Source organism: Leptotrichia hongkongensis (assembly GCF_041538065.1).
GTDB lineage: Bacteria > Fusobacteriota > Fusobacteriia > Fusobacteriales > Leptotrichiaceae > Leptotrichia > Leptotrichia hongkongensis.
Genome location: NZ_JBGORW010000007.1, coordinates 86,118 through 99,249 on the forward strand (window position 1 = coordinate 86,118; position 13,132 = coordinate 99,249).

The window sequence follows — 13,132 nt, forward strand, 5'->3', positions numbered from 1 at the left end:
CTAAATTATATAATTTTTATCAGTTTAATTTTAAATGGGTTTGAGTATATATTATAAAGGGAATTGCTTTTTAATTAGAGGAATTCCCTTTTTGTATTAACTATTCTTGCTTTTTCCTTCTGATTTTAGTATAATTTATAATAAGTAAAATGAGTAAAAAAATATTATGTATAGTAAAACTAGTTTAAAAAAGAACTCAAAAATTATGACTATTTTACTCAAACCCTAAATTATATAGTTTCTATCAGTTCAGGTTCAAGCATATAATAATTTTGGTTTAAAATAGAGCGGAAAATTAGAAAGTCTATTGATTTTTGCATATTATTATTCAAACTTTAAGTGAATTATATAATTTATATTAAAAAAAGTAATTAAATTGAGAAAGAAGATTTCAATAAATAATCTAATTTCTAATATACTCTAAAGAAAAATTAAAAAAGCTATGTTATAATAAAACGGTTCGTTTTTATAAAAAGAAAAAAGGGAAGATGAATGGATATAAATAAAAATTTGGATTTGGAAGAAATTCGGGAAAAAATTGATAAATTGGATAGCCAACTGGTGAAACTGCTGGAAGAAAGACTACATATTGTGCAGGAAGTGGCACAGTTTAAAAAATTAACTGGAAAGAAGATTTTCGATGAAAAACGAGAAAAGGAAGTTATTCAGAAAAATTTAGAAAGAGTTGAAAATAAGGAACTGAATCACTATATTGAGTTAATTTTAAAGGATATCATGGATTCCAGTAAAGAATATCAGAAGTTTAAAATTGGTATTTCAACTAGATATGTAAATGATTTGGAATTGGAAAATAAAAAACTAGGATATACGGGAGTGCCTGGTTCCTATGCGTATGAAGTACTAATGAACTTGCTTAAGAATAATAAAAATTCAAATATTTATAATATTGAAGAGAATAAAAATATTTTTCATTTTAATTCACATAAAGATTTGGTAGAGGCTGTACATACTAATCAAATCGATATTGCAATATTGCCGATAGAAAATTCCATCGTGGGAGAAGTGCGAGATAGCATTGACTTGATAAATACAAAAAATATCCATATAATTGGAGAAGTCAGACATAAGATTTCACACAACTTGCTTGGGGTAAAAGGAAGTAAAATGGAAGATATAAAAAACATTTATTCTCATGAACAGGCTTTTATGCAATGTTCAGAATTTTTATCAAAGCATGAGTGGCATCTTAATCGAATGACAAATACTGCAATTAGCGGAAAATACATCGCATCAAAAGGTAAAAAGGAAAATGCCTGTATTGCAAATATGAAAACAAAAGAAGTATACAACTTGGAATTACTAAAGGAAAATATTAATAATGAAGAAGAAAACTATACGAGATTTTTTATCATTTCAAATGAGGATATTGTAATTGATGGAAGCGATAAAATAAGTATAGTAACGAGTGCAAATAATGAGTCAGGAGCATTAATTGGACTATTGCAGATTTTTTATAAATATGGTCTAAATATGGTGAATCTGAAGTCACGGCCAAGAGTAAGTAAACCTTGGGAATATTATTTTTACATTGATTTTGAAGGAAATATGTCTAGTGAGAAAGTAAAAATGGCACTTGAGGAAATGAGAGAAAAATCTAATTATTTACAAATTCTTGGAAATTATAAGCTGTATAATTTAGAAATATAAATAAATTTACATTTTAAAATTTTTGATTTTAGCCTAGTTTTAAAGGAGCTTGAGAATAATGAGACTGGATAAATTTTTGGCAAATTCGGGAATTGGAACACGAAAAGAAGTCAAGGATATTTTAAAAAATAAGAAAATTAGTGTTAATGATATTTTTGTAAAAGATGGAAAAATTCAGATTGATGAAGAAAAAGATATTGTAAAATATGAAGATAAAATTATTTATTATAAGCCATTTGTCTATATTATGATGAATAAGCCCGCTGGAGTAATTTCAGCAACGGAAGATAATCATCATAAAACAGTTATTGATTTGTTGAATAATGAATACAGAACTTATGATATTTTTCCAGTCGGACGGCTGGATATTGATACGGAAGGCTTGCTATTGCTTACAAATGATGGAGTTTTGTCACATAATTTACTTTCTCCTAAAAAACATGTAGATAAGAAATATTATGTAAAAATAGCAAATTCTCTTAGTGATGACGATATAAAAATGTTGGAAAATGGAATAAAATTGGAAGAAAATTTTGTAACAAAAAAGGCAAAAGTTGAAATAATTTGTAATAATTCTGAAAAAAATGAAAATTTGGTATATATAACAATTTCTGAAGGAAAGTTTCATCAAGTGAAGAGAATGTTTAAAGCTGTCAATAATGAAGTTCTTTATTTGAAGCGAGTAAAAATGGGAAGTCTTTTGCTGGATAAAAAATTGAAACTTGGAGAATATCGGGAATTAACAGAGGAAGAATTGAATAATTTGAAAGCTTAATTTGCAGAAAGAAGGAAACAATAAAATGGAAAAATTTGGATTATTAGGAGAAAAATTGGGACATAGCTATTCAAAGGAAATTCATGAAATTTTTTTTGAGATGACTGGAAAAAAAGCAAGCTATAAGATGATTGAAAAGGAGATTGGTGAAATTGGGGAATTGATGGAAAGCATAAGAAATGGTGAATTTAATGGTATTAATGTTACAATTCCTTACAAGTTGGAAGTTATTAAATATTTGGATGAGGTATCGGAAACTGCTAAGAAGATTGGGGCAGTGAATACGATAACATGCCGAGACGGCAAATTGATTGGAGACAACTCTGATTATTTTGGATTTTTGAAAACTTTGGAGTTAAATGATATTGACGTAAATGGTAAAAAAGTGCTTGTGCTTGGAACTGGGGGAGCTTCAAAGGCTATTTACAATGGGCTGATTGACAGTGGTGCCGAAAATATTTTTCTTGCTACAATTATTGAAAATGACCCCTTTAATGTGAGAATACAAGATAGGCTAATTCATTATTCAGCAATTGCAGGACTTAGGGATATTGAGCTTATTGTAAACTGTACTCCAGTTGGAATGTACCCTGCGATTGATAACTGTCCGCTTGAAGAAAAAAACTTGATTAATGCAAATGCAGTTGTGGATATTGTTTACAACCCGAAAGAAACTGTTCTTATGATAAAATATAAGTTAAAGGGAGTAAAAGTGGCAAATGGACTAGTAATGCTTATTTCACAAGCAATAAAATCTGAAGAAATTTGGCATAATGAAGAATATAGCAAAGAAATTATAAAAGAGATTCATAAAAGATTAGAAAAAAAATTATATAAATAAAAACAAAGTTGAGAAGAAAGGAAAATTTAATGTTAAAAAAAATAATTATAGGAATACTCATTTTTTCAAGTATTGGTTTTGCACGAACAAACAAGGAGATTATTGATGCAGGTAATGAAAAACAGAAAGGAATTTTTGATAAATATTTTAATTCATCATCAGCAGTAAAAAATGGAACAGCAGTCGCAAATTCTGCCTATGCCGATGTAATGACAAGCTTGTATAATGAAAATCGTGCATATTTTGATAAAGAATTTGGAAGGCTTACTGGAAATAGACGTTCTAATTTTAGAACAATGTATGCGTTTTATAGTGATTATATTGTGGAATATCGAAAATTTTTACAAAATGCCTTTGGAGCATTTTTGGCTGATACAGGGGAATTTCAGTCATATGCTTACACAAATAATTATTTGTTGCTGGAAACATTCAACTTGAATATGAATACTTATCTTGAAGCTGAAAAAGATGCTAAAACTGTGGACGAAAATATAAATGCAATCTATGACTATTTATATAGCGAAGGAGACAAAATTCAAAAGGAAGATTATAAAGGAATGTCAAGCAGTAAAATGCAGGCACTTGTAAATGAAGAGTATGACAAGCTGGAAAGAGTGCTGGATATAAGAGGAAACGAAGGAAAAGAAAAGAAAAAGGCTGCAAATATCGCAAAATCAAGCTTAAAAAAATTAAGAAAACTTTATAGTAATTATGATAAATGGTTTGATGATTATGTGGAGACTTCTTCATTGTCACGAGAAAATAAAGAAAAATTGAAAAAATTAATAAAATTTGAAAATCTTTCAAATATTAAATTTATAATTCAGTCAATTGAAAAAAAATAAAAATATAAGTAATAAGTAAAAAAATTCGGAAGGAGTCAAAATGAGTGAGAAAAATACAAATAACAATGAAAATTTAGAAAATGCTAAAGAAGAGAAAAATCAAGTTTACGAAATGGAGAATCTTGAAGTAAATGAAAGGTCTACATTAAAAAGTAGAAAATATGTGAATTTAAAAGATAAAACTGATTATATCGATTTAACAATTTATAACGAACTTGATGATTTTGCGGCAGAAGTATTAGATAGTGATAATTTCTTAAAATATGTAAATGCAAGAAGAGAATATTTATTTGATTCTAACGAAGCTATAAAAAAATATTTTGGGGATGAATTTTTGAATAATAAAGAAAATGAAAACAAAATAAATACTTTTTCAGAGTTTTACTATGAATATATGATAAGATATTCAGATTGCTATCTTTATGAATTTATGGCAAAAGGCTACACTGACGGATTTAGGGAATTGCTTAAAAAAAAGGGTATAGATCCTGACAGTCTTGATGTAAATTGGGAAAGTATCCGTTCTAAAGAACTTGGATACGATGAATCACTTGTGGATATTTTATATTCAATTATAAATTATGAGCTTGAACATCGTGGATACTCTATTTTTGGAATAAATATGGGATATGAATCAACATTGTATTTCATTGTTCCGCAAAAGGCGTTTTCAAGAATTGACAACGAGCCTGAATTATTTACTATTTTTGATATTGGATTTTTAGAAACAATCTATAACGAAATTTATGAAGTGGTAGGAAACCTTGGAATTGAAAATGTTGGAGTTGGAGATTTTCTAGAAAAACGTGGAAACGAATACTATAGTTTATTTGCTGATGCAAGTAAAAATGTCATAATTGAAAATATTGATGAAAATGATGAGTCGAAAGTGAAAATAATTTTGTAAAAAAGGGAGCAAAGAATGATAAATTTTGAAACTAAAGATACAATGCTGCTTTATAGTCTTGTAAATATGAAGTTGCGTGATGAATTTTTAGATTTAGATGATCTTGTAAATTATTACGGTGTTGATAAAAAAGAACTTTTAGATAGATTTTCAAATGCTGGATATGAATATGTGGAAGGGGAAAATCAATTTAAAAAAATATAATTTTGGAAAGTAAAAATTAAAAATTCTATGAAAAAAGGTAGATAATATATGAAAAATATAGTATTGATTGGAATGCCTGCCTGTGGAAAAAGTACAATTGGGTACCGGCTGTCAAAAAAAATTAATTTCCCTGTTCTAGATGCAGATAAATATTTGGAAGAAAAGGAAAATAGAGTTATTTCAGATATTTTTTCAAATGAAGGGGAAGAGCATTTTAGAGAACTTGAAACTAAATATTTGAAGGAATTATCAGAAAAAGAAGGAACTATAATTTCAACAGGCGGTGGAGCTGTTAAAAAGAAAGAAAATATTGATATTCTAAAAAAAACTGGGATTGTCGTATTTCTTGATAGAACAATAGATGCCATTTCAAAAGAAAATCATAGAAACAGACCTCTTTTACAAAATCCTGATAATCTTCAGAAACTGTATGATGAAAGAATAAAGCTGTATAGACGATATGCTGATATTATTATAAAAAATGACGATAGTATAGATGTAATTGTTGAAAGGATAATTACTTCATTGAAGGGAAAAATTTTATAAAAAGATGGATGGGAAAATAATAATGAAAAAAATATTAATTATAAATGGACCTAATCTAAATTTTCTAGGAATTAGAGAAAAGGGAATTTATGGAAATGATGATTATAACAGCATTTGTAAATACATAAAAGAAAAATTTGAAAATGAAGATGTAAAAATCGAGATATTGCAGTCAAATTCTGAAGGAAAAATTATAGATTTTTTGCAGTCAGCATATTTTAATGAAGTTGACGGGATTGTAATAAATCCTGGAGCTTATACTCATTACAGCTATGCAATTTTTGATGCAATAAAATCTGTATCTATTCCGACTGTGGAGGTGCATTTGAGCAATATTTACGAAAGAGAGGAATTTAGAAAAATTTCGGTTACAGCTCCTGCCTGCATTGCACAGATTTATGGAAAAGGTAAGGATGGGTATGTAGAGGCTGTAGAGCTTCTTTTAGAAAGATAAAAAATATAGAGGATAGAAAAATGGAAGAAAGTAATAAAAGTGTTGAAATATGCAGAATAGCATTGAAAATGTCAATTTCTTCACGTGATGAAGAAAAAAAATTGATGCAGGATTACAAAAAAGTTGGCATAAAGACAGCTGCAGTAAATGTTGGTGGTGCAATGCCGCAATCACGTTTTAAATTTATAGAAAGCGCCTTAATGGCAGCCAAAAGAAATAATTTAATTCAAGACGTGCATGCTCACGATGGTGCAGTAATCGGTGCAATGCGGGAAGCAATGAGCCAAATTGAAGCAATTATAAACGGTCTTAGTGTCGGTGGAAAAATTGGGCTGGCAAGAGAAGGGGAACATCTGGCTGTAGCAATATTTTTAAGTGTTGGAATATTACAATTTAATGAAGTGATAACTTCTGTTGCACATCGTTCAGTTTCAATACTTGAAAACGAAAAATAAAATTAAGGAAAGGCTTATTATGGGAAAAAAATTTTTTGATGAAATAGAACTATTTTTGTTTGATATGGATGGATTATTGTTTGATACAGAAACTATTTATGTGGAATATGGACGTGAAGTTGCTAAAGAAAAGGGATATACAATAACAAATGACATTGTGGAAAAAACAACGGGCGTTACAAATGATAAAGCAAGAATATTGTTTAAGGAAGCCTTGGGTGGGGAATTTCCGTATGACGAAATGATGGGAAAAGTTAAAAACTTTATACTGGAAAAAGGACTAAAAGGCGAAGTTCCACTAAAATTAGGAGCATTAGAATTGCTTGAATTTTTAAAGAAAAATAATAAACAGATGATTTTAGCTACTTCATCGGATTTACATCTGGCAGAGGCATTAACAGAAGGAAAAGGTATAAAAAAATATTTTTCCCATTTAGTGACAGCAGAAGATGTTGTTCACGGGAAACCTGATCCGGAAGTATTTCTAATAAGTGCAAAAAAAGCTGGGGCATCTCCTGAAAAAACGGTAGTATTTGAAGATTCGTTCAATGGAATAAGAGCAGCTCACGCAGCTGGGACATTTCCAATTATGGTGCCAGATAAGTTGAAACCAACAGAGGAAATTGAAAAATTGGTTTATAAAAAGTTTGATAACTTAATGGAAGTGCTTGATTACTTTGAGGGAAAGTAAATTACTAAAAATAAAATAGAAATTGATTAATAGGAGTTATTTGTGGCAAATAAGATAACTCCTATTTTTTTGTGAAAATTATTTTATTAAAAGATTTAAATCAATTGAAAAAAAATAGTAAATATAGTAAAATGAATAGTAAAAAGATAAAATTTTAGTAAGCTAAATTTTTAAGTTTTTATGGTTCAGTTTCAAAAAAAGTAAGAAAATTCTAAAAATTTAGGAGGAATGGAATATGGGAAATAATACTTTTGTAATTGTGGGAACGCAGTGGGGAGATGAAGGAAAAGGTAAAATTATTGACGTACTCTCTCCAAAAGCGGATTATGTAGTTAGATTTCAAGGTGGTAACAATGCTGGACATACAGTTGTTGTAAACGATGAGAAGTTTATTTTGCATTTGCTGCCGTCTGGAATTATTAACTCGGCTGGAAAATGTATAATTGGGGCTGGAGTTGTTGTTGATATTGAAGTATTATTGACGGAAATTGACGAGCTGGAAAAAAGAGGAAAAAAGCTGGATAATTTATTTATCGATGAAAGAGCGCACATAATAATGCCTTACCATATCGAAATTGACAAGGCTAAGGAAGAAGCTATGGGTGAAAATAAAATTGGTACGACTCAAAGAGGAATAGGTCCTTGCTATATTGATAAAATTGCAAGAAATGGAATTAGAATTGGTGATTTACTGGATCCTGAAAGATTTAGGGATAAACTTACTTGGAACGTGAATGAAAAAAACGATATGCTGACTAGATACGGTAAAGGAACTTTTGACTTGGAAGAACTTTACGAAAAATTTATGAAACTTGCTGAAAAAATAAAATTTAGAATAATAGATGCCGTTGTAGAAATCAATGAAGGGATTGAAGAAGGAAAAGTAGTGCTTTTTGAAGGGGCTCAAGCGTTAATGCTTGACATTGACTACGGAACTTACCCTTACGTAACTTCATCATCGCCAACATCTGGTGGAGTAACAGTCGGAACAGGAGTCGCTCCAACAAAAATTTCAAGAGTGCTAGGAGTTATGAAGGCGTATACAACAAGAGTGGGAGAAGGGCCTTTTCCAACAGAGTTAGAAAATGAAGATGGAGAAACTTTACGAAAAGTGGGACACGAATTTGGAGCAACAACTGGACGTCCAAGAAGATGTGGATGGCTTGACTTGGTAATTGGTAAATATGCAGTGTTAATTGACGGATTGACAGACATTGTATTGACAAAACTGGATGTATTGACAGGATTTGAAAAAATAAAAGTGGCAGTAGGTTATGAAATTGACGGAAAAGTATATCATTCTTATCCTGGAAACTTGAGAAAATCTAAAGACTTGAAAATAATTTACGATGAATTAGATGGCTGGAAAGAAGATATTACGCAAATAAAGAATTACGAAGACTTGCCGGAAAATTGTAAAAAATATATTGAATACATTGAGAAAAAATTGAAATGTAAAATCTCGATGATTTCAGTAGGGCCTGAAAGAAGTCAGAATATTTATAGATATGATTTGGGAGAGTTTGTGAAGTAGTTTTTGAAATTGGAGGAAATTATTTAAGAAATAAAGTAAATTCAAAAGATAAGATTTTAGAATTTAGAAAAAGACTTTTGGATAGGAATAAGAATTTTATAAAAGAAAAACAAGATATTGAATTTGAGAAAAATTACAAAATAAAAAATTTGAATAATGAAATGGAGAGATAAAATGAAAATAAGAAAAATAATGTTGATGACAATGATTGGAGTATTTTCTGTGTTTGGATTTTCTTGTAGTAAAACAGGAAACGAAAAAAAGAATTTAACAATGTCAAAAGAAGCGAAAGCTGGAAAAAAAGCAGAATACAAAAAGATAACTTCAGATGAAGCTAAAAAGATGATGGAAACTCAAAAAGTTATAGTTGTAGATGTTAGAACTTTGGAAGAATATAACGAAGGGCATATTCCGAATGCAATTTCTGTTCCATTGGAAACTATTGAAAATGAAGCAGAAGCAAAATTGAAAAATAAAGATGCTTTAATTTTAGTTTATTGCAGAAGTGGAAGACGAAGCAGGGAAGCAGCATTAAAATTGATTGAAAAAGGTTATACAAACGTGATTGATTTTGGTGGAATAAAAGATTGGAACGGGGAAGTTGTGAAATAAAAAATGTAGTATTTAAAGATGTAAAAGAAAAAATACTGTATTTTGAATAAGAAGGGAATAGGTAATGAAAAAAATACTAATAATGTTAATGCTAGGGATTGGAATTATTTCCTTTTCAGCTCCAGCACAAAATGGTAAAAAGTCTAAAATTGATAAAACTGTGAATGAAAGTGCTGCTCAAAATTTATCTTTTAATACGATTACATTGAAATTAGTTGGAACTAGAGTTTCAAAAACTGATAAAAATAAAATAGAATTGGAATATGAAAATTTTAAGGCAACTGGAAATAATAAAAAAGTTTATACAGAAAAAGACTTTCAAGTAAATGGAAAAAATCCAAAAATTATTATAAATAAAACAATTTCCACTGCAATGATAGAAAATTTTGTTAATAGTGATGAAGAAATAGTTGTAACAGGGTTTTATGAAAATAATGAAGGAATTAAGTATAAACCATTTAATTTTAGTTTTAGCGTAAATAAAGATGAAGTGAAAAAGATTTACTTTAAGGATGGGGCAATTTATATTTGGGATAATTAGTTACTAGAAAGTTTTGTAAATTAAGATTTTGTGTATATAAAGGAGAATTGTGAATAAGATTATATTATTTTTATTTTTAAAGATTTTATCATATTCTTCCTAAGTTCAAATAATAACATGTTGTGAAAATTGTTATCGAAAAAACTCAAAAATAAAAAATAAAAATTATGATTGGGATATATTAGGTACTGGATTTAACTGGAATTTAGATTCAGAGTATAAATTACAGGAAAAATAAATCAAAGCAAGTAGGAGGAAATGGGAAAATGGAAAATATGAGTATATATTCAAATCCGTTGGCGGAAAGATATTCGAGTAAGGAAATGTTGCATATTTTTTCACCTGAGTTTAAATTTAGAACTTGGAGAAAGTTGTGGATAAATTTGGCGGAGGCTGAGAAGGAACTTGGACTTGATTTTATTACGGATGAGCAGATTGCGGAACTTAAAAAATTTAAAGATGATGTGAATTTTGAAGTTGCAGCAGAATTTGAGAAAAAATTGAGACACGATGTGATGGCTCACGTTCATACTTATGGAGAACAGGCGAAAAATGCAAGAAAAATCATTCATTTGGGAGCGACAAGTGCGTATGTTGGGGATAATACTGATTTGATTCAAATTAAGGAAGGACTTTTAGTTATTAAAAGAAGAATGCTTACTTTGATTGAAAAAATGAGAGATTTTGCATTGGAATATAAAGACTTGCCTACTCTAGGATTTACGCATTTTCAGGCGGCACAGCTTACAACGGTTGGTAAAAGAGCGACATTGTGGCTTCATTCTTTGCTTCTTGATTTTGAAGAGCTGGAATTCAGACTTGAAAACTTGAGATTTAGAGGAGTTAAAGGGACTACTGGTACACAGGCTAGTTTTAAAGAGTTGTTTGAAGGAGATTTTGAAAAAGTAAAACAGTTGGATGAACTGGTTACTGAGAAAGCTGGATTTGGTAAAAAACAAGGTGTTTCGGGGCAAACTTACGATAGAAAAGTAGATGCACAAATTTTGAATTTATTGTCGAATATTGCTCAATCTTCTCATAAATTTACGAACGATTTTAGACTACTGCAGCATTTGAAGGAATTAGAAGAGCCATTTGAAAAAAATCAAATTGGTTCAAGTGCGATGGCTTACAAGAGAAATCCGATGAGAAGTGAAAGAATTTCATCACTTGCCAAATACGTGATTTCAAGTTCACAAACAGGAGCATTAGTTTTTGCAACACAATGGTTTGAAAGAACATTGGATGATTCTGCAAGCAAAAGACTTTCAATTCCACAAGCATTTTTAGCAGTGGACGCAATTTTGATTATTTGGCTTAACATTATGGACGGAGTTGTTGTTTATCCAAAAGTGATTGAAGCAAATATTCAAAAGGAATTACCATTTATGGCAACTGAAAACATCATTATGGAATCAGTAAAAAAAGGAATGGATAGACAAGAAGTTCACGAAATCATAAGAGAACTTTCGATGGAAGAAACAAAGGAAATTAAATTGAACGGAAATCCTAACAGACTAATTGACAGAATTATAAAAGACGGAAGACTAGGACTTAAAGCGGAAGATATGGAAGGTATCTTGGTTTCTGCTAATTATACTGGATTTGCTGGACAGCAGACTGAGGATTTTGTGAAGAATGAGATTAATCCGATTTTGGATAAGTATAAGGATGAGATTGTGGAGGATAGGGAGGAATTGAGAGTTTAATAAAAAATGAAAAAGAAAAAAACTCTCACAAGAAGCCAGAACATGGCAAGAATAAAATCTAAAAACACGAAACCTGAAATTTACATTCGAAAATTGCTTTATAAAATGGGATATAGATACAGAATTAATTATTCGCAGCTTCCAGGAACACCTGATATTTTTATTTTGAAATATAATACTGCGATATTTGTAAATGGATGTTTTTGGCATAGACACGAAAATTGTAAAATTGCAACTTTTCCTAAGACGCATGCTGAATATTGGGAAAAGAAGTTTAGAAGAAATGTAGAGAGGGATATTGAGGTTCGTGAGAAGCTTTTTGAGATGGATGTTAGTGTTATTACAATTTGGGAATGTGAAGTCAACAAAATGCAACGAAATGAAGAATACAGAAAAAAATATCTGAAAATTTTAAGAGATAGGATTGAAAGAGTTTTTAATTATGAGGAAGAGGATATTTCAGTACAAATGGAAGTTGCAGAGAAAAATAAAAAATATATGAAATAAGGAGATGATGCAGTGAAAAGCAAGTTATTATTAATTTTTTTAGTCTTGATATTATCTTTTAACATTTTTTCAAATACAAATTCTAAAGAAAAGTTTAAATTGGCAAAAACATATTTAGATCATAAAAATTATAGAGAAGCGGAAAAAATATACTTGGAATTGGCTAAGGAAAAAGATATTCATGCGATATATAATTTAGGTTATCTTTATATGGAGCAAGGAAAAATAGTGGAAGGTGAAAAATATTATAAAATGGCTGCTGATATGGGGTATGATGATGCAATGTATAATCTAGCGATGTTTTACGATAGACAAAAAGATTTTGTTAAAGAAAAATTATATCTAGAGAAATTGGCTGAGAAAAATCAAAACGATGCAATATTCCAATTGGCTATAATTTATAGACAAGAAAGAAATTATCAGAAGGCAGATGAACTTTATAAGAAATTATTAAAAGCAAAATACCAAGAAAGTGAAGTTTCTTATAATTTAGGGATTTCTTGTTATTATCAAAAAAAATACGATGAAGCAGAAAAATATTTTTTAAAAGCAATAGAATTAGGTAATAATGATGACCCAAAATATAATTTAGGTATTTTATATAAAGTTCAAGGGAAATTTACACAAGCTAAAAAATATTTAATACCACTTGCTCAAAAAGGAAAAATAGATGCAATGATAAATATGGGAGCAATTTATCGAGATGAAAAAGATTATAAAAATGCTAAAAAATATTATAAAATGGCGATGGATAAAGGTTCACGAGAAGCAGAGGCAGAATATAACACTATATTGATAATGGAAGAACACGGATTATAATATTTCATAAATTGCAATATTAAT

General features: G+C 29.4%; 16 protein-coding genes. All 16 read left to right on the forward strand.

The features are described 5' to 3' along the window. Window positions 1–492: 492 nt before the first annotated feature. The 16 genes from ACEG17_RS06650 to ACEG17_RS06725 all read left to right on the forward strand — a co-directional run bounded on the left by ACEG17_RS06650 (window position 493) and on the right by ACEG17_RS06725 (window position 13,108). Window positions 493–1,668 (forward strand): chorismate mutase, encoded by a 1,176-nt coding sequence (locus tag ACEG17_RS06650; protein ID WP_372583061.1) that lies wholly within the window; start codon window positions 493–495, stop codon window positions 1,666–1,668. Between the two features lie 58 nt (window positions 1,669–1,726). Further along, window positions 1,727–2,443: a pseudouridine synthase gene (locus tag ACEG17_RS06655; protein WP_372583062.1), complete on the forward strand. Its 717-nt coding sequence runs from the start codon at window positions 1,727–1,729 to the stop codon at window positions 2,441–2,443. A 25-nt stretch (window positions 2,444–2,468) separates the two neighbouring features. After that, on the forward strand, window positions 2,469–3,284 hold the full coding sequence (locus ACEG17_RS06660) for a shikimate dehydrogenase family protein (RefSeq protein WP_372583063.1): 816 nt from the start codon (window positions 2,469–2,471) through the stop codon (window positions 3,282–3,284). Between the two features lie 29 nt (window positions 3,285–3,313). Then, window positions 3,314–4,129 (forward strand): hypothetical protein, encoded by an 816-nt coding sequence (locus ACEG17_RS06665; RefSeq protein WP_372583064.1) that lies wholly within the window; start codon window positions 3,314–3,316, stop codon window positions 4,127–4,129. Between the two features lie 40 nt (window positions 4,130–4,169). Further along, window positions 4,170–5,036, forward strand: a complete 867-nt coding sequence (locus ACEG17_RS06670) for a hypothetical protein (protein ID WP_372583065.1) — start codon at window positions 4,170–4,172, stop codon at window positions 5,034–5,036. A gap of 15 nt (window positions 5,037–5,051) precedes the next feature. Continuing rightward, entirely contained in the window at window positions 5,052–5,240 is a 189-nt protein-coding gene (locus ACEG17_RS06675) for a DUF4250 domain-containing protein (RefSeq protein WP_299571651.1), read from the forward strand. Between the two features lie 48 nt (window positions 5,241–5,288). Next, on the forward strand, window positions 5,289–5,786 hold the full coding sequence (locus ACEG17_RS06680) for a shikimate kinase (protein ID WP_372583066.1): 498 nt from the start codon (window positions 5,289–5,291) through the stop codon (window positions 5,784–5,786). Between the two features lie 22 nt (window positions 5,787–5,808). Then, window positions 5,809–6,240, forward strand: a complete 432-nt coding sequence (aroQ, locus tag ACEG17_RS06685) for a type II 3-dehydroquinate dehydratase (RefSeq protein WP_299571646.1) — start codon at window positions 5,809–5,811, stop codon at window positions 6,238–6,240. Between the two features lie 20 nt (window positions 6,241–6,260). Further along, the gene (locus tag ACEG17_RS06690) at window positions 6,261–6,695 is read left to right on the forward strand and encodes a HutP family protein (RefSeq protein WP_372583067.1); all 435 of its coding nucleotides are present in this window, start codon (window positions 6,261–6,263) and stop codon (window positions 6,693–6,695) included. Window positions 6,696–6,714: 19 nt separating this feature from the next. Continuing rightward, window positions 6,715–7,386, forward strand: a complete 672-nt coding sequence (locus ACEG17_RS06695; RefSeq protein ID WP_372583068.1) for an HAD family hydrolase — start codon at window positions 6,715–6,717, stop codon at window positions 7,384–7,386. Between the two features lie 235 nt (window positions 7,387–7,621). Next, window positions 7,622–8,920: an adenylosuccinate synthase gene (locus ACEG17_RS06700; protein ID WP_372583069.1), complete on the forward strand. Its 1,299-nt coding sequence runs from the start codon at window positions 7,622–7,624 to the stop codon at window positions 8,918–8,920. Between the two features lie 174 nt (window positions 8,921–9,094). Continuing rightward, window positions 9,095–9,532, forward strand: coding sequence for a rhodanese-like domain-containing protein (locus ACEG17_RS06705; protein ID WP_299571633.1), 438 nt, complete (start codon window positions 9,095–9,097; stop codon window positions 9,530–9,532). A 64-nt stretch (window positions 9,533–9,596) separates the two neighbouring features. Next, on the forward strand, window positions 9,597–10,073 hold the full coding sequence (locus ACEG17_RS06710) for a hypothetical protein (RefSeq protein WP_372583070.1): 477 nt from the start codon (window positions 9,597–9,599) through the stop codon (window positions 10,071–10,073). 266 nt (window positions 10,074–10,339) lie between these two features. Further along, the gene (gene purB, locus ACEG17_RS06715; protein ID WP_372583071.1) at window positions 10,340–11,782 is read left to right on the forward strand and encodes an adenylosuccinate lyase; all 1,443 of its coding nucleotides are present in this window, start codon (window positions 10,340–10,342) and stop codon (window positions 11,780–11,782) included. Between the two features lie 6 nt (window positions 11,783–11,788). Then, a complete protein-coding gene (locus ACEG17_RS06720; RefSeq protein WP_372583072.1) occupies window positions 11,789–12,289 on the forward strand; it encodes a very short patch repair endonuclease in 501 nt (166 codons plus the stop codon). A 12-nt stretch (window positions 12,290–12,301) separates the two neighbouring features. After that, window positions 12,302–13,108: a tetratricopeptide repeat protein gene (locus ACEG17_RS06725; RefSeq protein WP_372583073.1), complete on the forward strand. Its 807-nt coding sequence runs from the start codon at window positions 12,302–12,304 to the stop codon at window positions 13,106–13,108. The last annotated feature ends 24 nt before the right edge of the window (window positions 13,109–13,132 follow it).